Raw genomic sequence first — 21,461 nt, 5'->3', positions numbered from 1 at the left:
TTGTGCTACTGGTTGCTGCAGGTGGACACCGGGGTGGTGTCCAGCCAGGGCAGGTCGTGGCCCATCCGGTCCCGCTTGGTGCGCAGGTAGCGGAGGTTGTGCTCGCCCGCCTGTACGGGCATCGGCTCCCGTCCGGTGACCTTGAGGCCGTGGCGCAGCAGGGCGTCGGACTTGTCGGGGTTGTTGGTCATCAGGCGCAGGCTGCGGACCCCGAGATCCTCCAGGATCTGCGCGCCCGCGCCGTAGTCCCGGGCGTCGGCGGGCAGGCCGAGCTCCAGGTTGGCGTCGAGGGTGTCGTGGCCCTGTTCCTGGAGTTCGTACGCCCGCAGCTTGGAGAGCAGGCCGATGCCGCGCCCCTCGTGACCGCGCAGGTAGACCACCACTCCCCGGCCCTCTTCCTGGATGCGCTCCAGGGAGGCGTCGAGCTGGGGGCCGCAGTCGCAGCGCAGTGAGCCGAAGATGTCGCCGGTGAGGCACTCGGAGTGGACGCGGACCAGGACGTCCTCGCCGTCGCCGATCTCGCCGTGGACGAGGGCGACGTGCTCGACGCCGTCGACGGTGGAGCGGTAGCCGTACGCCGTGAACGTGCCGTGGGCGGTGGGCAGCCGGGTCTCGGCCTCACGGCGGACCGTGGGCTCGCTGGTGCGGCGGTAGGCGATCAGGTCCTCGATGGAGATGATCGTCAGGCCGTGCTTGCGGGCGAAGGGGATCAGCTCGGGGAGGCGGAGCATACGGCCGTCCTCGCCGGCGATCTCCACGATGGCACCGGCCGGGCGCAGGCCCGCGAGCCGGGCGAGGTCGACGGCGGCCTCGGTGTGGCCGTTGCGGGTGAGGACGCCTCCGTCCTTGGCGCGCAGCGGGAAGATGTGGCCGGGGCGGACGAAGTCGGTGGGCTCGGCGTCGCCGCCCGCGAGGAGCCGGAGCGTGGTCGCGCGGTCGGATGCCGAGATCCCGGTGGTCACACCGTGAGCGCCGGACGCGTCCACGGAGACGGTGAACGCGGTCTTCATGGACTCGGTGTTGTCGTCGACCATCTGCGGCAGCTTGAGCCGGTCCAGTTCGTCGCCCTCCATGGGGGCGCAGATCAGGCCGCGGCACTCGCTCATCATGAAGGCGACGATCTCGGGGGTGATCTTCTCGGCGGCGACGACCAGGTCGCCCTCGTTCTCGCGGTCCTCGTCGTCGACGACCACGATGGGGCGGCCGGCCGCGATGTCGGCGATGGCCTGCTCGACGGGGTCCAGCGCGAAGTCCTCGAACCCGTCGGTGCTGTACAGAATCGGTGCGGCGGTCATGCCGGCGCTCCTTCCATGACGGGCCGCGCGGACTCACGGGAGCGCAGCCACCAGTCGCGCATGCCCCACAGGACGAGCGCGCCGTAGATGACGTAGACGAAGCCGGAGAAGGCGTAGCCGTTGGCGAAGTTCAGCGGGACGCCGACGAGGTCGACGAGGAGCCAGGCGAACCAGAACTCGACCATGCCGCGGGCCTGGGCGTACATGGCGACGATGGTGCCGACGAAGATGTAGGCGTCGGGCCAGGGGTCCCAGGACAGGCTCGGGTAGGCCTTGAAGAGCAGGGCGACGGCGACGGTCCCGACGGCTGCCGCGCCGATCATCGCGGCGCGTTCGGCCCAGGTGGCGAACCGCGGTGCGATGTGTCCGTCGCCGGACTGGCCCTTGTTGCGGTTCCACTGCCACCAGCCGTACAGCGCGACCAGCATGACGACGGCCTGCTTGCCGGCGCTGCCCGTCAAGTGCCCGTAGAAGGCGCCGAAGAGGATGAGGCCGGAGGCGAACTGCACCGGCCAGCTCCACAGGTTGCGCCGCCAGCCGAGGGCGAGGGCGATGAGGCCGAGGATGTTGCCGGTCATGTCCGACCAGAGGATGTGCTGGCCGAACAGGGTGAAGGCCTCGGTGTTGAGGGAGTTCACTTCCCCGCCCCCTGACCGCTCGCGAGCAGGCGCTCGACGTACTTGGCGACGATGTCGACCTCGAGGTTGACCGGGGCGCCGGGCTGCTTGAGGCCGAGCGTGGTCAGGGCGAGGGTGGTGGGGATCAGGCTGACGGTGAAGTAGTCGGGGCCGGCCTCCACGACGGTGAGGCTGATGCCGTCGACCGTGATGGAGCCCTTCTCCACGACATAGCGGGAGAGGTCAGCGGGCAGCGAGATCTTGATGATCTCCCAGTTCTCGGAGGGCTTGCGCTCCAGGACCTCGCCGGTGCCGTCCACATGCCCCTGGACGATGTGCCCGCCGAGGCGGGCGCCCACGGCGGTGGGGCGCTCCAGGTTGACGCGGGAGCCGACTCCCAGGGCGCCGAGGCTGGAGCGGTCGAGGGTCTCGGCCATGACGTCGGCGGTGAACTCGTCGCCCTCGTGGTCGACGACGGTGAGGCAGACGCCGTTGACGGCGATGGAGTCCCCGTGTTTCGCGCCCTCGGTGACGACGGGTCCGCGCAGTCGGAAGCGACAGGCGTCGCCGAGGTTCTCGACGGCGGTGATCTCGCCCAGCTCTTCGACGATTCCGGTGAACACTTCCCGGGTCCTCCCTGCCTCTTCGGGCACGGACTCCGGGGCTGTCGATGACGACAGAATGAACGAGCGGGAGCACCGGGGGCGACGCCGGACACACTCGTCCTTCAGGACGAACGGATACGGCGGCGCGCACGAATGCCCGCCCGCGCGCACTGCCTCCCATCCGGACTTTAACCGTCGGTCCAGGAATTTCACCTGGTCAACCGGCCGCTGGAAGCGGTCGGGTCGCGGACTGTAACCGCCGGTTCGGACTTTCACCGACCCCGGAGTGCGCTGCTTCTGGTACAGAGCCAGTCTGCCACGCCTGATCGGTGTCCATACAGGCGAAGGGTGTGGGGTGGCTCACAGGCCGTGTCGATGGACTTGTGCGACGGCCCGGATTCCCAACAGGCGGATGGCGCAGATCCATTGACGAAATGGTCTAGTCCTTTTTAGGGTCGCCGTGCGTGGACACCCGTAGAGACGGGCCCGGCGGCGGTGACGACGGCCCTTGCCCGCCGCCGGGTCTTCTTCCCGGCTCCGCACCGGCCGCTGAGCCGTGCCTCTAGCGGGGCGCGAACAGGTCGTCCTGCGCCCGGTCTCTCGCCGTCAGCAGGGCTCCCCGCAGGACCGCGCCGCCGCCCAGTACCCCGGCCCGCACCTCGGTGGGCAGCGGTGACATACGGCGGACCCGGTGCTCCACCCTCGCCGCGAGATCGGGGCCGCCCGCCTCGCCGACCTCGCCTCCCAGCACCACGCACCCGGGGTCCAGGATCGCGGCGACCGAGGCGACTCCCACGGCGAGGCGGTCGGCGAGGGCGTCGAGGAAGGCCGTCGAGGCGTCGGCCACCGCCCGCCCCACCAGCCCGGCGGCCACCGGTTCGTACGCGTCGTCCGCGGCCGCCAGGCCGTACTCCTCCGCCAGACGCGCGATCGCCGCCGAGCCCGCCAAGGAGTGGAAGCCTCCCTCGCAGTCCCTCGCCGACGGCAGGACCGCCGTGCCCGGCACCGGCAGGAAACCGATCTCGCCCGTGCCACCCGACGCGCCCCTGCGCAGGGTGCCGTCCAGGACGACCGCCGCACCGGTGCCGTGGCCGAGCCACAGCAGGACGAAGGTGTCCCGGTCCCGGGCGGCTCCGTCGCGCTGTTCCGCCAGCGCCGCGAGGTTGGTCTCGTTCTCCACGTGGACGCGGGTCTCGGGCAGCCGCTCCTGCAGCGCCAGCACCAGTCGCCGGTGCCATGCGGGCAGGCCGCCGGAGTCGCGGAGTTCGCCGGTGGCCGGGTCGATCAGGCCGGGGGCGCCGATGCCGACGGTGTGGAGTTCGGCCACCCCGGCCTCCTTCGCCGCGCGTTCGACCAGCGCGACGGCCTGCTCCACCGCGGGCCCGGTCCCGGTGTCCCCGCCGATCGGCACCGACGCCTCGGTCAGGACCCGTCCCAGCAGGTCGGAGACGACGACGGAGACGCCCTCGGTGCGGACGTCGAGGGCCGCGAGGTGGGCACGGTCGGCCACGATGCCGTAGAGCCTGGCGTTCGGGCCGCGGCGCTGCTCCCCCGACTCCCCGACCACGTCGATCAGTCCGGCGGCGGCGAGGCGCTCGACGAGGTCGGCGACGGACGGCCGGGACAGTCCGGTGAGCTGCTTCAACTGCCCTGCCGTCAGCGGGCCTTCCTGCTGGAGCAGTCGCAGGGCGAGCCGGTCGTTGATGGCCCGGGCGGTGCTCGGGGATGCGGGCATGCCGGGAATCCTCTCAGATCCGCAGTGCCGAATATGCGCTATCTATCAGGCAGGCTTCCTGATAGTTTACGGCAGCCGACAACGGCAAGCAGGGAAAGACGCGGATCCGGGGAGGGGCCCGACAATGAGCGATGTGGTGCACGCGCCGGCAGAGGTACGGCGGGCCCGGTACGCCGTGGCCGCCGTGTTCGCCGTGCACGGGGCCGTGACCGGCTCGTTCGCGACACGGGTGCCGTGGATCCAGGACCACGCCTCGGTGAGCGCGGGGCAACTGGGCTTCGCCCTGGCCTTCACGGCCTTCGGCGCGTCCTGCTCGATGCCGCTGGCCGCCCGGGTCAGCCACCGCTTCGGCAGCAGGACGGCGCTGCGCGGGCTGATCGTGATGTGGACACTGTCCCTGGTCCTGCCGGGGCTCGCGCCCAATCTCTCCACCTTGTGCCTGGCGATGTTCGTGTACGGCGCGAGCGCCGGCATGGCCGACGTGGTCATGAACGCGCTGGGCGTCGAGATCGAGAACCTCCTGGGCAAGTCGATCATGTCCGGATTGCACGGCATGTGGAGCGCGGGTGCGCTGGTCGGCTCGGCGGGCGGCACGCTCGCCGCGCATCTGGGCGCGGACGCGCGCGTGCACTTCGCGCTGGCGGCGGCCTGTCTCACCCTGCTCGGCGTGCTGGCGTGCCAGTGGGTCCTGGACGTGCAGGCCGGTGTGGACGAGGAGCCGCCGCCCCGGTTCGCGCTGCCGCCGAAGTCGGCCCTGCTGATCGGGACGGTCGGTTTCTGCGCGGTGTTCGCGGAGGGGGCGAGCCTGGACTGGTCGGCGGTGTACCTCAAGGACCGGCTGGACTCCTCGGCGGGACTCGCCGCCGCCTGCACGACCGGCTTCATGCTCACCATGGCGGTGGCCCGGATCGCGGGTGACGCCGTGGTCAACCGCTTCGGATCGGTGCGCACGGTCCGGCTGGGCGGCGCCCTGGCCGCCGGCGGCGGGGTGCTCATCGTCGTCGCGGGCCATCCCGCGGTGGCCATGACCGGCTTCGCCCTGATGGGGCTCGGCATCGCCGTGGTCGTACCGCTGTGCTTCGCGGCGGCGGGACGCAGCGGGCCCAATCCGAGCCAGGCGATCGCGGGCGTCGCGACCATCACCTACACGTCGGGGCTGATCGCGCCGAGCCTGCTGGGCGGGGTGGCCCAGGCCACCAGCCTGACGGTGTCCTTCGTGCTGGTGACCGTCCTGGCCGGCGGCCTGGTCGCCTTCGCGGGCGTACTGCGCGCCGGCGACCGCGACCGCCCGAAGCTCAGTCCTGCGGCCGCAGCAGTTCCCGAGCGACGGCCCTGAAGTCCTCGCTCCACGGCGCGGGGCGCAGGGTCCCGGCGTCGAGCCGGACCAGCACCCGGGTGCCGCGCGCGTAGGTCGTGGCCCCGTCCGCCGAGCAGAACCGGAAGCCGTAGGTCAGGCCGGTGGTGCCCAGCCGCTCCAGCCACAGGTGGACGGCGTAGGCGCCGGACCGGGTGACGGGGGCGTCGTAGCTGATCAGCAGCTCCTTGACGACGTTGCAGGCGTCCCCGGCGCTCGCCCAGTCCCCGTCGAAGCGGATGCCGTGCTCCTGCCAGAACTCCGTCCAGGCCCGCTCGACGAGCAGCGGGTAGCGGGCGTTGTGGAGCATGCCCAGGGCGTCCAGGTCGTCGAAGTGGACGGTCACCGGGATCAGCCGCCCGTAGGACAGGGCGGGGGCGAGGGTGGCTTCGGCGGTCACGGGCGGACTCCTGGATGTACGGGACAACGATCCCTATCCTAAGCAGTCGCTCACACCGCGCCCCGGCCCGGCCCGGATGCCGTCGGTCTACGGCGAGGCCAGCTCATAGGCGTACGACGGGCTGAACGTGCCCGGTGCGCCCTTGCAGCCGTCCGACTCCCCCGGGAGCTTCACCCACAGGTAGGCGTCGATCTCCGGTTCGCCGGTGCTCAGGGTCGGTGGCCGGCCGATCCTGCGGCCCGCCGGGTCGCACCACTCGCCGTCGGGCGGGGCGCCGTTGCCGTTGCGGCTGGTGTCGATGACGGCGCCCAGGCTCGACGGTCCACCGAGGGCTGCGAGGACCTGACGGTCGTAGGCGATCTCGGCGGCCGTGGTGTGGAAGTTGGAGACGTTGCTGAAGATCCCGTCGGAGGACGCGGCCGAGCCGGCACCCGCCTGCTTCAGCAGGGACGCCTGCTCGGCGGCGGGGCGCCAGCCGGAGTGACCGGCGTCGTAGTAGACGCGGGCCCTGGGGTTCGCGGCCTTCAGGACGCGGCCCGCGCGGGCCAGCGAGGTGAAGCGGCCGTCTCTCTGAGCCGCCGAGAGGCAGTCGGACTGGGCGATCGAGTCGGGCTCGAGGACGACGACGACCTCGCCGGAGCCGAGGCCCGCTGCGAACCGGTCGATCCAGGCGTCGTACGCGCCGAGATCCGGGGCCCCGCCCTGGGAGGCGCCGCCGCAGTCGCGGTCCGGGATCGCGTACGCCACCACGACCGGGACCCGGCCCTGCGCGGCGCCGCCCGAGGTGACCGCACGGACCCGGGAGGTGATGGTCGCCGGGGTGTAGTCGGCGAACCAGACCGCGGCCGGCCGGTCGGCGATGCGGGACTCGATGACGTCGGCGCGCCAGTCGCGCGGGTTGTCCCGCACCCAGTCGAGCACCTGGGAGGCGGGGTGGCGGTAGAGGCGGGCGGCGGCCGTGGTGCGGGCTCTCGTGGGACCGGGGCTCGACTTCTTCGGATTCCTCGGAGGCGCTGACGCGCTCACCTTCGCAGAGGGCGCGGCGGAGGCGGACGCGGCGGCCGACTCGGACGCCGACGGCACGACCGGCGGCGGGGCCGGACTCGGGGAGCCGCTGACGAGCGCCCGCGCCGCCTCGCGGGAGCCGTCGCGGTCGTCGAGCGCGGAGAGCATCCCGGTGGCGGTGCCGACGGCGACCACCATCGAGGCCGCGGCGACCATCGCGGCGCGACCCACGGCCCGTCTGCGGGCGGCGCGGCGGGCGGCCAGCCGCTGGGCACGTAAGCCTGACACCGTCTCGCTCCCCCCTCGCGCGGCGGACGTCGTGTTCCCCCGTTCTGGGGAAGCGCCCGGCCCGCCGGTACCGCGGCCAGCCTAGGACTGGGACCCTGCCGCCATGGCGCAATTGGAACAGTTCACCACTCCCCTCGACGCGGTCGTCTCCCGTATGCGCGCCATGGACGAGGACCTGCCGGAGCGGGACGGCGTAGCGGTCTTCAACCGCGTCTACCTCGCCGTCACCGAGGCGGTCGACCGGTGCGTCGACGGGGGCCGGTTCGCGGACGCGCGGGCCGCGATCACGCTGGACGTGCGGTTCGCCGAGCGGTATCTCGCGGCGGTGGACGCGGGCGCCCGCGAGCACCGTCCACCGGCCTGCTGGCGGCCCCTGTTCCAGTTCCGCCGTCATCCCGGCGTACGACCGCTGCAGTTCGCCCTCGCGGGCATCAACGCGCACATCGGCCACGACCTGGCGCTCGCCGTGGTGGACACCTGTCGTAGCCTCGGCTGCGAACCGGCCGACGTCGAGGACGAGTTCGACCGCGTGGGTGATCTCCTCGTCTCGCTGGAGGAGCGCATCCGCGAAGATCTGATGCCCGGTCCCGACCTCCTCCAGATCGCCGACCCGCTCACCCACCTCCTCGGCTCCTGGAGCCTGGAGCGCGCCCGCGACGCCACCTGGACCGCGGCCCGGGCCCTGTGGGCGCTGCGCGGACTGCCGGACGTGGCCGGGGAGTTCACCGAGCGGCTGGATACGGCCGTCGGCTTCGCGGGCCGCATGTTGCTGACGCCCCTCCCGGATTAAGTTGACCCTTGAACCGACGCAAAGGAGCGTACCCATGGCCATCCGGTTGGGACTGAGCCTTCCCCAAGCACGGCAGTACGACATCGGACGTGACGTGCCCGACGTGGCCCGCACCGCCGAACGGATCGGTTACGAGAGCCTGTGGGTCTACGAGCGGGCCCTGTTCCCCGAGCCCGCGACCCAGGGCCTGTACGGCATCGAGGGGCTGGCGTGGCCCGACATGTACCGCGGCGTTCCCGACCCTGTGGTGACGCTGACCCTGGCGGCCGCGTCGACCGAGCGGGCCCGGCTCGGCACCAGCGTCCTGGTGGCGCCGCTGCACAACCCCTTCCAGCTGGCCAAGTCCCTCGCGACACTCGACGCGGCGAGCGGCGGCCGGGTGCTGGCGGGCCTCGGCACCGGCTGGTCGCTCGACGAGTACGCCGCGGCCGGCGTGGCGCCGTTCGAGGAGCGGGGCCGGGTGCTGGACGAGATCATCGGCGTCTGCAGGGCGGTGTGGGGCCCGGACCCGGTGACGTACGACGGCAGGATCACGAAGATCGCCTCGGCCGTGGTGGCGCCCAAGCCCGCCCGTCCGATCCCGATCCTGCTGCCCGCCAACAGCAGGAAGGCGATGACCCGGCTCGTCGACCGCGCCGACGGCTGGATGCCCATCGCCATGGGCGCCGACCAACTGGCCACGCAGTGGCGGCAGTTGCAGGAGCTGGCGGCCGAGCGCGGCCGCACCGAACCGATCGGGACGATGGTGCGGATCAACGCCCGGTACTCCCCCAAGGCCTACGACGGCACGGACCGCTCCCCCTTCCAGGGCAGCACCGCGCAGATCGTCGAGGACCTCGCGGCCCACGCCACCGGCACCGGCCTCGACGCGTTCTTCTTCGAACTCCAGGGCGGCGCACGGGACGCCGAGGAGCTCAAGGACGTGGCCGCCGAGGTCTACGAAGCGGTCCGCGCGGCCGGCATCTAGTCCTCGGGGAGCTCGACCGGCGCGATCTCCTCGTACACGTCCCCCGGACCCGGGTTGGTCGCGTCGGTCTCGCCGCCGAAGTGGTGCATGACCCCCCAGACCGCGTTCAGTGCGGTCTGGACGGCACCCTCCGCCCAGCCGGCCGTCCAGGAGATGTCGTCGCCGGCCAGGAAGATGCCCCGCTTGTCCTCGGGCAGCGTGTCCTGCATGAAGTGGGTGAACAGGCGCCGCTGGTAACGGTAGTGGCCGGGCAGGTTGGCCTTGAACGCGCCCATGAAGTAGGGCTCGTTCTCCCAGGAGACCGTCACCGGGCTGCCGATGATGTGCTTGCGGATGTCGACCTTCGGATAGATCTCGCCGAGCGACTTCAGCATGACCTCCATCCGCTCGTTCGCGGACAGCGGCAGCCACTTCAGGCTGTCGTCGCACCAGGTGTAGGAGAGGCAGATGACGGCGGGCTTGCCGGGGCCGTCGTCGAGGAGGTAGGTCCCGCGCGTCATACGGTCGGTGAGGGTCATCGACATCACGTCCCGCCCCGTCTCCTCGTCCTTGTCGAGCCAGAAGGGCCGGTCGACGGGGACGAAGAGCTTCGAGCTCTCCATGTAGTGGGTGCGCTCGATCGCGGTCCAGTGGTCGATCGGGAAGAGCGAGTCGTCGCAGGCGATCTTGGACAGCAGCATCCAGGACTGCGCGGTGAAGATCGCCGCCGGGTAGGTGCGGATGTCGCCCTGGGCGTCCGTCACGGTGATCCGGTTGCCGGCCGTGCGGTGCAGTCGGGTGACCGCCGGGCGGGGCAGGCCGTCCCGGTGCAGCGTCGCGAGCGAGGTGCCGTAGGGCCAGTGCACGATCTTCTCCGGCTCACGCTCCCACAGCCTGAGCGGCAGCTGCTGCGAGCCGCCGACGATCCCGCGGTGGTGGTCGTCGGCCTCGGTGTAGACGACGCGCAGGATCTCCAGGATGGAGTTCGGGAAGTCGGTGTCCCAGCCGCCGGTGCCGAAGCCGACCTGGCCGAAGATCTCGCGGTGCCGGAAGGACTTGAAGGCCTCCGAGTCGCACAGGAAGCCGTAGAAGGTCTGGTTGTCGAGCTTCTCGACGAGCCGCGACCAGATCTCGCGGATGCGCGGCACGTCCCGCTCGCGCAGGGCGCGGTTCATGTCGGTGAAGTCGGCGCCCTCTTCGAGGCACCTGTTCCAGGCCTCGGCGACATCGCGGTAGACCTGCGGGAGGTCGGCGATGGTCTCGGCGTAGTGGGACTCGCCCTTGAGGTCGACGACCGTCGAAGGGGTCGCCTCCGCAAGGGGGTTGGGGAAGGGACGGGTCTCGAGACCGACGAGGTCGATGTAGTGCTGGAGGGCGGTGGAGGAGGGCGGGAAGCGCATCGCGCCCATCTCGGCGGTGAGGCCCTGCGTGCCCTGGCCCTCGAAGCCCACGGTCCGCAGCCGCCCGCCGATCTGGTCGGCCTCGTACACGACCGGCTTGAGGCCCATCTTCATCAGCTCGTACGCGGCCACGATCCCGGAGAGTCCGCCGCCGATCACCGCGACCTCGGTGCCGTGCTCGGTGGCCGGTATCTGGCCGAGGCCCGCGGGGTGGGCGAGGAAGTCGTCGTACGCGTACGGGAAGTCCGGCCCGAACATGGTGATCGGCGGCTGCTGCTCGTCTGCGTGCTCGACGGCGTTGGGCACGGTGGACGTCATGGGGTGCGGACTCCTTGAAGCGGTGGGGGTGTTGCAGACGTCGGGCGTCAGGGTGTCGGGGTGCCGGGCGTCAGACGAGGGACCCGTAGAGGCCGGGCCGACGGTCCGTCAGGTAGGGGTTCGCCGCACGGGAGTCGGCGAGGAGGGCGGGGTCCACGTCGGCGAACACCAGCTCCTCACCGCGCCCGGCGCGGGCCCGGGCCACCCCGTCGGGACCGGCCAGCGTGGACAGCCCGACGAACTCGAACTCCCCTTCTCTGCCGACCCGGTTGACGTAGGCGACGTACATCTGGTTCTCCCAGGCCCGCACGGGCACGAGGGACTCGGCGACGAACTGGAACGGGTGCATCTGGGCCGTCGGCACGAGCAGGAGGTCGGTGCCGGCGAGGGCGTGGGCGCGGACGTTCTCCGGGAACTCGACGTCGTAGCAGATCATGAGGCCGACGGTGAGCCCGCCCAACTCCGCCTGCACCACCGGCTGTTCGCCCGGCTCGAAGTGATCGCGCTCGAAGCAGCCGAAGAGGTGCGTCTTGCGGTAGTTGGCGAGGCGGGCGCCGTCGGCGGAGATCAGCTGGGCGGAGTTGAAGACCGTGCCGTCCCGGCGCTCGGGGTACCCGTACGTGATCGCGATCCCGTGCCGCTCGGCGATCTCCGCGACGGCGTCCGCGGAGTCGCCGTCGGCGGCTTCGGCGAGGCGGGCCACGTCGTCGCCGATGGCGTACCCGGTCAGGAACATCTCCGGCGCGACCAGCAGCACGGCACCCGCGGCGGCGGCCCGGCCCGCGGCCTCGTCGAGGACCTTGAGGTTCCCCTCGACGGAGCCGGGACGGCCGGAGCTCTGGAGCAGGGCGGTGCGCATGCGTGATCCTCACCGGGCGGAAGGTGGATGTGGGGGCCACTGGAAGGGCCATGTAGACGGTACGGGCGGCTCACCGGGGCGGACAAGGAGGAGCCGTTGCGCGCCGGTGAGCGGTTTGTTGCGTGTGCGGGTCGGGGGGCGGCGATTCGTTGCGTCCGGTGCGTGCGGAGGGGAGAGCTTCCGCACCTCGACCACGCACGGCCGGCACGAGCCCTGCGCCTCGACCACGCACGGCCAGACGAGTTCCGCGCCTCGGCCGCGCACGGCCGCGCCTCGGCCACGCGCGGCAGGGACGCACCCCGCACTCTGTCCGCGCACCGTCAGGACGGGCCCCGTCTCGCCCGCGCACGGCCGGAACGGGCCCCACCGAACACCCGTCAGCCCCGCCGCCCCCGCCACCCCAGCACCATCGCCGTCACCAGATACGGCACGGACAGGATCACGAACACCGTGCTGTGCGCCAGGGACGCCCCCAGCAGGGCGTACACCCCGAACACCGTCACCGTGACCAGCTCCGTGCCCAGGCTCGCCACCGAGGTCAGCGTGGCGCGGCGGGCGTCGTCGATGCGGTGCTGGAGGCGGACGTCGGCGAGCACCTCGGCGAGTTGGAAGCCGGCGAAGGCGAGGCCGACGAGGGCGATGCCGGCCGGGGTGCGGATTCCGGCGCCCACGGCCAGGGTGAGCGCGGCGCCCGCGAGGAGGGTGGCGAGCCCCCGGGTGCCGAGGTGTTCGGCGGGTCCGGCGAACAGGCTGCCGACGGTCACCATCGCCCACACCAGCAGAACCAGGTAGGGCACGGTCGCGTCGGCCACGCCGAGGTCGCGGATCAGCAGCGAGACGTACTCGTCGAGCGCGCCCCACACCGCGGCGACGGCCGGGATCAGCAGCAGGGCACCCTGGACGGCACGGTTCCCGCGGGCCTCGGCGAGACCGGCCCGCAGGGTCGCCGACCAGCGTGTGCTCCCCTTCTCGGCCGGTACCCGGTGCTCCGGCAGCCGGGTCGCCGTCACCGCGGCCAGCAGACAGGCCAGGACGCTCGCGGCGCCCACGGCCGGGTAGCCGCCGAGGGCGAGGACCGGTCCGGCGAGGCCCATCGCCGCGACCGTGGCCAGCAGCCGTGCCGCCCGGGTCCGTCCCATCACGTGCGCGTACCGCTCGGCGGCCCCGAGCCGTTCCAGCTCGTCGTAGACCAGGGCTTCCAGTGAGCCGGAGCCGAGCGCGCCCCCGGCTCCCCACAGGACGAAGCCCAGCGCGAAGGCGCCGTACGACGGCACGGTCACCCACAGCGTGAACCCGGCGGCCGTGAGCAGCGGGCCGATCCACAGCAGCCTGCGCCGCGAGACGGTGTCGGCCCAGGCGCCGGACGGCACCTCGAGGACCACCGCGGTGACGGACCACAGGGCGAACAGCGAGGAGATCTGCCAGAGCGGCAGACCGGTGTCGGCGAACAGCAGCGCGTACACCGGGTAGAGCAGGACGAGGTCGTCGAGGAACGCGTAACCGTACAGCGTGGTCGTCAGCCGGCGGACGCCGGTCGCGGACACATGTGCGGGTGAGAGTGTCATGAGGCCTTCCCGGAAGGGCGGTTCGGACGTCGTGGGTACGGCGTCCGAGGCGGCCCTCGGGAGGCACGGCTGGTGGATCAATGTCGCCAGGTCATGGCACCGATGCTAGACACTCGCGGGCCCGCTGCCCAGCGAAAATGTGAGCGGCTCGGAATCCCCTACAGCGATCCCCTGCAGTGACGTGGCCGGGCTCCAGGAGACGTACGGCGTGGCGTCAGGGCGCGCAGTCCGGCCACGGTGACGTCTTCCAGCCCGGTCAGGACCGTGCGGCCCGGGGCCGCCTCTATGGGGGCCAGTGAGGGTACGGCGAGGACCGCGCAGCCGGCCGCCTCGGCGGAGCGGACGCCGGTCTCGGTGTCCTCGACGGCCACACACCCCGAAGGGTCGACGCCGAGGGCGTGGCAGGCGGCGAGGTAGGGGTCGGGGGCGGGTTTGGTGTGCTCCGTGTCGTCGGCGGTGACGGAGACGGCGAAGCGGCTCGCACCTCCCAGAGCATCGAGGACGGTGTCGGCGACGGCCCGGGAAGAGGCGGTCACGAGGGCGGTGGGGACGCCCTCGCGGGCCAGCGCGTCGAGCAGGTCGAGCGCACCGGGGCGGGGCACGACATCGGTGCGGACCCGCTCCGCGAACCCCCGGTGCAGGGTGTCGGCGAGGTCCGCGGCCGGGACGCCCGTGGCCGCGGCCAGCCAGGCGGCCGTGTGCTCGACCGGGCGGCCGAGCACGTCCGGCCGGTCCGCCTCGGTCAGGGCCCGCCCGGCGGCCTCCTCCACCGCCTCCCACCAGAGCCGCTCGGTGTCGACGAGCGTGCCGTCCATGTCGAACAGGACGGCCTGGAGCGGGAGTCGGGTCACGGTTCTCTCTTTCGTGGGGGGGGATTCATACGAGGGGATCAGCGGGTACGTTCCGCCACCAGCACCGGCCGCTCGGGCAGCGACACGCTCACCGTGGCACCGGCGGTCAGCTCGGCGGCCTCGTGCGCGGGCAGGTCGGCCTTGACCTCGGTGCCGTCGGCGAGCCGGACGGTGACCCGCACGACCGCGCCCAGGAAGGACGTGGCGACCACGCGGGACGTGCCATCGGCCTCGGCCCGCACCCGCACGGCCTCCGGTCGCACCAGGACATCCACCTCGCTCACGTCCGGCTCCGGGCCGTCGACCGGCAGCCGCTGCCCGAGCACGTCGACCGTGCCCTCGGTGAGCCTTCCCGGGATCCGGCTCATCGTGCCCACGAACTCGGCGACGAAGGCGGTGGCGGGACGGCCGTACAACTCACTGGGTGGCGCGCACTGTTCGAGCCGGCCGGCGTGCATCACGGCGACCCGGTCCGCCATGGACAGGGCCTCCTCCTGGTCGTGGGTGACGAACAGGGTGGTGATCCCGAGCTCCTGCTGGAGCCGCCGGATCTCCTCGCGCAGGCTGAGCCGCACCTTGGCGTCCAGCGCGGACAGGGGTTCGTCGAGGAGCAGTACGCGCGGGCGCAGGGCGAGCGCGCGGGCCAGCGCGACTCGCTGCTGCTGGCCACCGGAGAGCTGGTGCGGGAACCGGCCACCCTTGTCGGCGAGCCCGACCAGGTCCAGCAACTCGGCCGCCCGGGACCGCCGTTCGGCCGTACGGACCTTGCGCATCCGCAGCCCGAAGGCCACGTTGTCGAGCGCGTCGAGATGCGGGAAGAGGCTGTACGACTGGAAGACCATCCCGGCGTCCCGGCGGTGGGCCGGCACCCGGGTCACGTCCTCGCCGTCCACCAGCACCTCGCCGGAGTCGGGGTGTTCGAAGCCGGCGAGCATCCGCAGGGCGGTGGTCTTGCCGCAGCCGGACGGGCCGAGCAGGGCGAGCAGTTCGCCCGGCCGGGCGGTCAGGTCGAGTCCGTCGAGGGCGACGGTCGGGCCGAACTCCCGCCTGAGTCCCCGGAATTCGACGGTCGCAGCAGATTCAGGCATGGGTCATCCCCGGGAGGTAGGACGGGTACGGCCGCCGAAGCCGGCCAGGACGAGGAGCAGCACCCACGTCACGAGCAGGCTGAGCACGGACACGGCGACGGACAACTGGGCCTGTGAGCCGCTGACGTTGACGATCCAGACGGCGAACGGCTGGAAGCCCAGCAGCTGGGCCACGGTGAACTCGCCGAGCACCAGGGCCAGGGTGAGGAAGGAGGCGTTGAGCAACGCGCCCCGCACATTGGGCAGTACGGCCCGGACGAGGGCCTGCGGCCAGCCGGCGCCGCAGCTGCGGGCGGCCTCGACGAGGGTGCGGACGTCGACGGCGCGCAGCCCGGCGTCCAGTGCCCGGTAGACGAACGGCAGGGCCATCACGACGTACGCGAGGACGAGCACGAACGGGAAGTCGGGGTTCTGGATCGCCACGAAGGTCTCGAACAGCGGAGTGCGCGAGAGGTGGTCGGGCCCCCACTTGAGGACCGTGCCGATGCCGGCGACGAACGCGATCGGCGGGACGACCAGCGGCAGCGAGCACACCACCTCGACGACCGGACGCAGCCGGGGCGCGCCCAGCCGCAACGCCACCATGGCGGGCACCATCAGCAGCAGGACGACGGCGATGGTCGCGAGGGCCAGCTCCAGCGAGAGCAGCAGTGCGGAGACGAATCCGTCGGTGGAGAAGATCTGGGTGTAGGCGTCGAAGGTGATGCCCTGGCCGGGCACGTCGACGGTGAAGACGACGGACGCGGCCAGCGGCACCAGGAAGTACAGCCCGGCGAGGCCGAGCACGCCCCACCGCCACGCGTTCAGGCGAGCCATCGGGCGCTCCTTCGCTGAAGGGGCAGGTACACGGCCATGACCAGGCCCGCGACCAGGACCATGTCGAGGCTGAGGGCGAGGGCCACGTTCTCCTGGCCGACGAGCACGTTGCCGGAGATCGCGTCGGCGATCTGGAGGGTGACCAGCGGGATCGAGCTGCCCACCATCGCGGCGGCGGTGGCGTACGCGGCGAACGCGCTGCCGAAGAGCAGCACGAACCCGCCGAGCAGCGTGGGCAGCAGGACGGGCAGGGCGACGAAGCGCCAGTACTGCACGCCCGTTGCCCCGTTGTTCTGGGCGGCCTCGCGCCACTGGACGCGCAGCCCCTCCAGGGCGGGGGTGACGGTGAGCAGCATGAGCGGGATCAGGAAGTACAGGTAGACGATGACCAGGCCCCAGAAGCTGTAGAGGTCCCAGCCCTTGTCGGCGAGACCGAACTGCCGGGTCAGCACACCGGCGTTGCCGAGCGTGGCGACGAAGGCGAAGGCCAGCGGGACTCCGCCGAAGTTGGCGAGCACCCCGGACGCGGTGAGCACGGCCTCGCGCAGGGCGCGGAAGCGGGAGGTCACCACGGCCTGGGCGAGCGGCAGTCCGACCAGGGTGCCGAGGGCGGCGGACACGGCCGACAGCTTCACGCTGCCGAGCAGTGCGGTGAGGTACGCGCCCTTGAGGGAGGCCGTCAGATTGTCGACGGTGTACGAAGTCACCCCGGTGGACTGGTCCTTGGCGGTGAAGGCGCCGTCGAGCATCGCGACGGCCGGGAGTCCGAAGGCGACCGCGACGAACGCGAGCAGCGGGACGACGGCGAGCCAGCCGAGGGCACGGCGCCGCCGCCGCACCGGAGCGGCGGTCGCCGTGTCGTCGACCCGTGGAAGGGTGGCCGTCATCCGGAGACGGCCTTCGCCCAGCCCTCGGCGATGACCGTCTTGGCCTTGTCCTGCTGGGCCTCGGTCGGGAACTTGGGCGTTCCGGTGACCTCCGGCAGCTTGGCCGCGGCGGCCTTGTCGAGGGTGCCGGCCTTCTCCATGGCGGTCATCAGGGCCGGGCGGGCGTAGCCCTTGAGCCAGAGGTTCTGGCCCTCGGCGCTGTAGAGGTACTCCTGCCACAGCCGGGCGGCCGCGGGGTGCGGGGCGTCCTTGTTGATCGCCTGGGAGTAGTACTGCGAGAACTGGCCGTCGCTCGGGACGGTGACCTTCCAGTCGACGCCCTTGGACTTGAACTCGTCGGCGTATCCGGCGTTCAGGTAGTCCCAGTCGATACTGATGGGCGTCTCGCCCTTCTCGACGGTGGCCGGGGTCGACTCGACGGGCGTGTAGTTGCCGTTCTTCTTCAGCTTGGCGAAGAAGTCCAGGCCGGGCTGGATGTCGTCGAAGGAGCCGCCGTTCGCGAGCGCGGCCGCGTAGACCCCGCCGAAGGCCGAACCGGACTTCGTGGGGTTGCCGTTGAGGGCGACCTGGCCCTTGTACTGCGGCTTGAGCAGGTCGGCGAAGGTGGTGGGGCAGGTCTTGACGCGCTTGGCGTCGCAGCCGATGGAGATGTAGCCGCCGTAGTCGTTGTACCAGCGGGCCTGCGCGTCCTTCTGCCCGGCCGGGATGTCGTCGTAGGACGCCACCTTGTACGGCGCGAGCAGGCCCTGCTGGGCGGCGCTGAGCGCGAAGGAGGAGCCGAGGTCGAGGACGTCCGGCGCGCGATCCTGCCCCTTCCTGGAGGTCACGGCGTTGATCTCGTCCTGGCTGGAGCCGTCGGGGTTCTCGACGGAGATCTTGATGCCGTACTTCTTCGTGAAGCCGTCTATAAGGGCGCCGTAGTTGGCCCAGTCGCGGGGCAGCGCAATGGCGTTGAGCGTGCCCTCCTTCTTCGCGGCGGCGACCAGCTTGTCCATGCCGCCGAGGTCGGCGGCGGAGCCGGCGGTGGCGGCGTTCTTGCCGTCGGCGGTGGTCGACGCGGTGTCGGGGGCGGCGCCACAGGCGCTCAGGGCGAGGGCGGCGAGGGTGGCGAGAACACCGAGGGCGGCGGTTCTCGGCAGGGACACGGTCACGGCTTCTCCAGGGGACGCGCGAGGGTGCAGGAGCCAAAGGGAGAGAACTTGTCTGAACAAGTTGGCCCCAGTAAGGCGGCCGCTGGTGTCACGCCGGTAAACAATGGCGAAACGCTGACCCGCGAACTCCCGCACAATCCGGACCTCTTCCGGACCCTCTCCGAGCTCTGCCGGAAGTCGACTACGCTGGTCACGCTGTGCACAGCATTCGACTCAGAGGGGAAGCATGCCGGCGCGACACGAGGAGATCGCCGACGAACTGCGCCGGGCGATCGACCGCGAGGAGTACACCGTCGGCAGTCTGCTGCCCGCCGAGACGGAGCTCGCCGCGCACTACGGCGTCTCCCGCGGGACGGTCCGTCAGGCGGTCGCCGCGCTGACGTCCGAGGGCCTCATCGGCTCCCGCCAGGGCGCCCGGCGGGTGGTGCTGGCCAGCCGGCGCAGCCAGAGCTTCGCGGAGCTGAGGAGTTTCGCCGAGTGGGCACGGGCAATGGGCCGGGAGGCGACCGGGCAGGTGGTCGCACAGGAGTACCGCCCGGCGTCGAAGGAGGACGCGATACGTCTGCAACTCCCCTCCGGCACTCCGGTGTTGCACGTCCTGCGGGTACGCGGCCTGGACGGTGAACCGGTGTTGCTGGAGCGGACGGTCTACGCCGACTGGATCTCCCCGACCGTCGAGTCCATCGAGCCCGACTGCCCCTCGGTCACCCAACGCCTGTACGACGACACGGGGTTGGTGTTCGCCTACGGGGAGCACGTCATCGACGCGGTGGCGGCGGGCGCGCAGGACGCGGAGCTGCTGGGGGTGCGTCGGACGAGCCCGCTGCTACGGGTGCGCCGGGTGACCACGACCCGTGAAGGGCGCCCGGTGGAGTGGGCGGACGACCGCTACCGCTCTGACGCGGTGAGCTTCAGCGTGCACAACTCGATCGACAACAACGCGCTCGCCAGGAAGACGGCCGACTGAAGGAGAGCCTCATGGAGATCGGCAGCCTCCCGCACGTGGACGAACACACCGAGATCGTGGCGGCGGACGCCCACACCGTGTGGCAGGCCGTCGGCGAGGTTCTGGACCGCTCCTTCTCCGAGGGACGCCTCGCCGGGTACGCCCGTCTGGTGGGCTGCCCGGACCGTACGGCCGCCGGACCGCGCCCCCTGGCGAAGGGCTCGGCCTGCCCCGGCTTCCACGTGCTGTCCGCCGCGCCGGGCCGGGAGCTCGTCCTGGTGGGCCGCCACCACTTCTCGACGTACGCGCTGGTCTTCCGCCTCGACGGGGCCGGTTCCGGTCGGATCCGGCTGCGGGCCGAGACCCGGGCACGGTTCCCGGGGCCGGCCGGCACCCTCTACCGGCTGCTCGTGATCGGCTCCGGCGGACACGCGCTCTCCGTACGGCGCCTCCTCGCGGCGGTCCGGCGCCGCGCCGAGGAGGTCAGGTAGGCGAGCCCCTGGAGGTCAGGTGGGCGAGCCCGAGGCGGTCAGGTGGGCGAGCCCGAGGAGAAGCGGCGCAGCAGCGGGGAGAGGACCAGCACCGACTTCGTCCGCTCCACGAACGGCTCGCCCGCGATCCGTTCCAGGACGCGCTCGAAGTGCCGCATGTCGGAGGCGAAGACCTGCACCACCGCGTCCGCCTCGCCGGTGACGGTGGAGGCGGCCACGACCTCCTGGTAGCGCTCCAGACCCCGTTGGATGGTCTCCGGTGAGGTGTTGCGCCGGCAGTAGATCTCGACGAACCCCTCGGTCTCCCAGCCGAGGGCCGCCGGGTCCACCCGTACGGTGAATCCGGTGATGGCCCCGGTGGCGCGCAGCCGGTCCACGCGCCGTTTCACGGCGGGCGCGGACAGGCCGACGATCTGCCCGATGTCCGCGTAGGAGCGGCGGGCGTCCTCGGCGAGGGCGTGCACGATGCGTTCGTCGAGATCGTTCAGCACGGTGGGTGGATCAGCTTTCGGGTGATGCGAGTCGGGAACGGCGATGGCCGTACCCGAAGTAGAACACGAGCCCGACGGCCATCCAGACCCCGAAGACCACCCAGGTGACGGTGGACAGGCTGCCCATCATCCACACGCAGAAGCCGAAGCCCAGCGCCGGGAAGAACGGCGAGAGCGGGACCCGGAAGGTGCGGGGCATGTCGGGGCGGGTCCGGCGCAGCACCACCACGGCGATGTTGACCAGCGCGAAGGCGAAGAGCGTGCCGATGCTGGTGGCGTCGGCGAGCTGTCCGAGCGGGATCGCCGCGGCCAGCACTCCGCAGAACAGGGACACGATCACCGTGTTGGCGCGCGGGGCGCCGGTCTTCGGGTGGACCCGGGCGAACACCTTCGGCACCAGTCCGTCCCGGGACATCGCGAAGAGGATGCGGGTCTGGCCGTAGAGGACGGTCAGGACGACGCTCGCGATGGCGATGACCGCGCAGAACGCCAGCAGGGTGCCCCAGAAGCTCTGTCCGGTGACCTCGCGCATGATCTGGGCGAGGGCGGCCTCGGAGTCGTTGAAGTGCCGCCAGGGCTTGGCGCCGACGGCGACGGCGGCGACGAGGACGTACAGGGCCGTCACGATGACCAGCGACAACATGATCGCGCGCGGCAGGTCGCGCTGGGCGTTCTTGGCCTCCTCACCGGCGGTGGAGGCGGCGTCGAAGCCGATGTACGAGAAGAAGAGCGTGGCACCGGCCGCGCTGACCCCCGCCATCCCGAGGGGCATGAAGTGCTCGTAGTTGCCCGAGCGGAAGCCCTGGACGCCGATCGCGCAGAACAGCACCAGCGCGGCCATCTTCACGACCACCATGACGGTGTTGGCGCGGGCGGACTCGCGGGCGCCGCCCAGCAGGAAGGCCATGGCGAGCAGGACGACGATCAGTGCCGGCAGGTTGAAGACGCCGCCGTCGCCGGGCGGGGCGGAGAGCGCGTCCGGGATGGTGACGCCGATGGTCCCGTCGAGGAGCTCGTTGAGGTACTCGCCCCAGCCGACGGCCACGGCGGCGACCGAGACGCCGTACTCCAGGACCAGGCACCAGCCGCAGATCCAGGCGATCAGTTCGCCCATGGTTGCGTACGCGTACGAGTACGAGGACCCGGAGACCGGGATCGTGCCCGCGAGCTCGGCGTAGGACAGGGCGGAGAAGAGGGCGGTGAGTCCCGCGATCACGAAGGAGAGGGTGACGGCCGGGCCGGCCTTGGGGACCGCCTCGCCGAGGACGACGAAGATGCCGGTGCCGAGGGTGGCACCGATGCTGATCATCGTCAGCTGCCAGAGCCCGAGGGAGCGCCTGAGGGCCCCTCCCTCGCCCTGGCCGCCCTCCGCCACCAGGCGTTCCACCGGCTTGCGCCGCATGAGGCGCGCACCGAGCCCCGTCGGCTGTGGTGTGCGCTGTTGTGGGGGTGCGCCTTGGTCGAGCACGCGCTGACTCCTTCGTCGCTGCAGGTGAGTACAGCGAAGCACCCTACGAGCCCGGACGTCACAGTCGTAATGCAGCAACCTTGCACGCACTCGCA

The 21,461-nt window shown here is 71.7% G+C and carries 20 protein-coding genes, 1 pseudogene and 1 riboswitch; of the genes and pseudogenes, 5 read left to right on the top strand and 16 right to left on the bottom strand.

Translation table 11 applies throughout. The annotated features are described in order from the left end of the window. Positions 1-5: 5 nt before the first annotated feature. From ACFYZ8_RS39415 to ACFYZ8_RS39400, 4 genes are all read right to left on the bottom strand, one after another. A complete protein-coding gene (locus ACFYZ8_RS39415; protein ID WP_359035838.1) occupies positions 6-1,295 on the bottom strand; it encodes a bifunctional 3,4-dihydroxy-2-butanone-4-phosphate synthase/GTP cyclohydrolase II in 1,290 nt (429 codons plus the stop codon). After that, complete coding sequence (gene pnuC, locus ACFYZ8_RS39410) at positions 1,292-1,933, bottom strand: nicotinamide riboside transporter PnuC (RefSeq protein WP_359035840.1); 642 nt, start codon at positions 1,931-1,933, stop codon at positions 1,292-1,294. Before pnuC ends, ACFYZ8_RS39415 begins: the two co-directional genes overlap by 4 nt. Continuing rightward, positions 1,930-2,535, bottom strand: a complete 606-nt coding sequence (locus ACFYZ8_RS39405) for a riboflavin synthase (RefSeq protein ID WP_388540320.1) — start codon at positions 2,533-2,535, stop codon at positions 1,930-1,932. The genes pnuC and ACFYZ8_RS39405 overlap by 4 nt, the downstream gene beginning before the upstream one ends. 145 nt (positions 2,536-2,680) lie before the next feature. Further along, positions 2,681-2,811: riboswitch (FMN riboswitch) on the bottom strand. Between the two features lie 268 nt (positions 2,812-3,079). Further along, the gene (locus tag ACFYZ8_RS39400) at positions 3,080-4,252 is read right to left on the bottom strand and encodes an ROK family transcriptional regulator (protein ID WP_388540323.1); all 1,173 of its coding nucleotides are present in this window, start codon (positions 4,250-4,252) and stop codon (positions 3,080-3,082) included. A 124-nt stretch (positions 4,253-4,376) separates the two neighbouring features. Between ACFYZ8_RS39400 and ACFYZ8_RS39395 the strand changes: the two genes are divergently transcribed. Further along, the gene (locus ACFYZ8_RS39395) at positions 4,377-5,588 is read left to right on the top strand and encodes an MFS transporter (protein ID WP_388540326.1); all 1,212 of its coding nucleotides are present in this window, start codon (positions 4,377-4,379) and stop codon (positions 5,586-5,588) included. Here ACFYZ8_RS39395 and ACFYZ8_RS39390 read toward each other — a convergent pair. Beyond that, positions 5,548-6,006, bottom strand: a complete 459-nt coding sequence (locus ACFYZ8_RS39390) for an acyl-CoA thioesterase (RefSeq protein WP_388540329.1) — start codon at positions 6,004-6,006, stop codon at positions 5,548-5,550. The two genes, ACFYZ8_RS39395 and ACFYZ8_RS39390, sit on opposite strands and share 41 nt — an antisense overlap. Positions 6,007-6,093: 87 nt before the next feature. Beyond that, positions 6,094-7,227: a glycoside hydrolase family 6 protein gene (locus ACFYZ8_RS39385; protein WP_359035923.1), complete on the bottom strand. Its 1,134-nt coding sequence runs from the start codon at positions 7,225-7,227 to the stop codon at positions 6,094-6,096. 175 nt (positions 7,228-7,402) lie between these two features. On the opposite strand from ACFYZ8_RS39385, the gene ACFYZ8_RS39380 reads away from it, so the two are divergent. Further along, on the top strand, positions 7,403-8,089 hold the full coding sequence (locus ACFYZ8_RS39380; RefSeq protein WP_388540331.1) for a DUF5995 family protein: 687 nt from the start codon (positions 7,403-7,405) through the stop codon (positions 8,087-8,089). 34 nt (positions 8,090-8,123) lie between these two features. Then, a complete protein-coding gene (locus tag ACFYZ8_RS39375; protein WP_388540334.1) occupies positions 8,124-9,056 on the top strand; it encodes an LLM class F420-dependent oxidoreductase in 933 nt (310 codons plus the stop codon). On the opposite strand, the gene ACFYZ8_RS39370 is transcribed toward ACFYZ8_RS39375, so the two are convergent. The 8 genes and pseudogenes from ACFYZ8_RS39370 to ACFYZ8_RS39335 form a co-directional block, all read right to left on the bottom strand. After that, the gene (locus tag ACFYZ8_RS39370) at positions 9,053-10,753 is read right to left on the bottom strand and encodes a flavin monoamine oxidase family protein (RefSeq protein ID WP_388540336.1); all 1,701 of its coding nucleotides are present in this window, start codon (positions 10,751-10,753) and stop codon (positions 9,053-9,055) included. The genes ACFYZ8_RS39375 and ACFYZ8_RS39370 overlap by 4 nt on opposite strands. Before the next feature lie 70 nt (positions 10,754-10,823). Continuing rightward, the gene (locus ACFYZ8_RS39365; protein WP_388540339.1) at positions 10,824-11,612 is read right to left on the bottom strand and encodes a carbon-nitrogen hydrolase family protein; all 789 of its coding nucleotides are present in this window, start codon (positions 11,610-11,612) and stop codon (positions 10,824-10,826) included. A gap of 377 nt (positions 11,613-11,989) precedes the next feature. Continuing rightward, positions 11,990-13,177, bottom strand: a complete 1,188-nt coding sequence (locus ACFYZ8_RS39360) for an MFS transporter (protein ID WP_359035858.1) — start codon at positions 13,175-13,177, stop codon at positions 11,990-11,992. Between the two features lie 209 nt (positions 13,178-13,386). Next, a pseudogene (locus tag ACFYZ8_RS39355) lies at positions 13,387-14,028 on the bottom strand (HAD family hydrolase); the annotation flags it as partial. Positions 14,029-14,066: 38 nt separating this feature from the next. After that, complete coding sequence (locus ACFYZ8_RS39350; protein WP_388540342.1) at positions 14,067-15,116, bottom strand: ABC transporter ATP-binding protein; 1,050 nt, start codon at positions 15,114-15,116, stop codon at positions 14,067-14,069. A 3-nt stretch (positions 15,117-15,119) separates the two neighbouring features. Then, a complete protein-coding gene (locus ACFYZ8_RS39345; RefSeq protein WP_359035862.1) occupies positions 15,120-15,932 on the bottom strand; it encodes an ABC transporter permease subunit in 813 nt (270 codons plus the stop codon). Next, positions 15,920-16,819 carry an ABC transporter permease subunit gene (locus tag ACFYZ8_RS39340; protein WP_359035864.1) on the bottom strand — a complete coding sequence of 300 codons (900 nt, stop codon included), beginning with the start codon at positions 16,817-16,819 and terminating at the stop codon, positions 15,920-15,922. The genes ACFYZ8_RS39345 and ACFYZ8_RS39340 overlap by 13 nt, the downstream gene beginning before the upstream one ends. After that, complete coding sequence (locus ACFYZ8_RS39335) at positions 16,816-17,970, bottom strand: ABC transporter substrate-binding protein (RefSeq protein ID WP_388540346.1); 1,155 nt, start codon at positions 17,968-17,970, stop codon at positions 16,816-16,818. Before ACFYZ8_RS39335 ends, ACFYZ8_RS39340 begins: the two co-directional genes overlap by 4 nt. Positions 17,971-18,196: 226 nt before the next feature. On the opposite strand from ACFYZ8_RS39335, the gene ACFYZ8_RS39330 reads away from it, so the two are divergent. After that, positions 18,197-18,937, top strand: coding sequence for a GntR family transcriptional regulator (locus ACFYZ8_RS39330; protein WP_388540349.1), 741 nt, complete (start codon positions 18,197-18,199; stop codon positions 18,935-18,937). Between the two features lie 11 nt (positions 18,938-18,948). Next, positions 18,949-19,407: a hypothetical protein gene (locus tag ACFYZ8_RS39325; RefSeq protein ID WP_388540351.1), complete on the top strand. Its 459-nt coding sequence runs from the start codon at positions 18,949-18,951 to the stop codon at positions 19,405-19,407. A 38-nt stretch (positions 19,408-19,445) separates the two neighbouring features. On the opposite strand, the gene ACFYZ8_RS39320 is transcribed toward ACFYZ8_RS39325, so the two are convergent. Together ACFYZ8_RS39320 and ACFYZ8_RS39315 are read right to left on the bottom strand one after the other, a co-directional pair. Beyond that, a complete protein-coding gene (locus ACFYZ8_RS39320; protein ID WP_007380661.1) occupies positions 19,446-19,898 on the bottom strand; it encodes an Lrp/AsnC family transcriptional regulator in 453 nt (150 codons plus the stop codon). A 10-nt stretch (positions 19,899-19,908) separates the two neighbouring features. Beyond that, a complete protein-coding gene (locus ACFYZ8_RS39315; RefSeq protein ID WP_359035871.1) occupies positions 19,909-21,366 on the bottom strand; it encodes an amino acid permease in 1,458 nt (485 codons plus the stop codon). Positions 21,367-21,461: the final 95 nt, after the last annotated feature.

This window comes from Streptomyces sp. NPDC001668 (assembly GCF_042893155.1).
GTDB lineage: Bacteria > Actinomycetota > Actinomycetes > Streptomycetales > Streptomycetaceae > Streptomyces.
The sequence above is the reverse complement of the archived record's forward strand: the minus strand, read 5'-3'. Positions and strand labels throughout refer to the sequence as shown.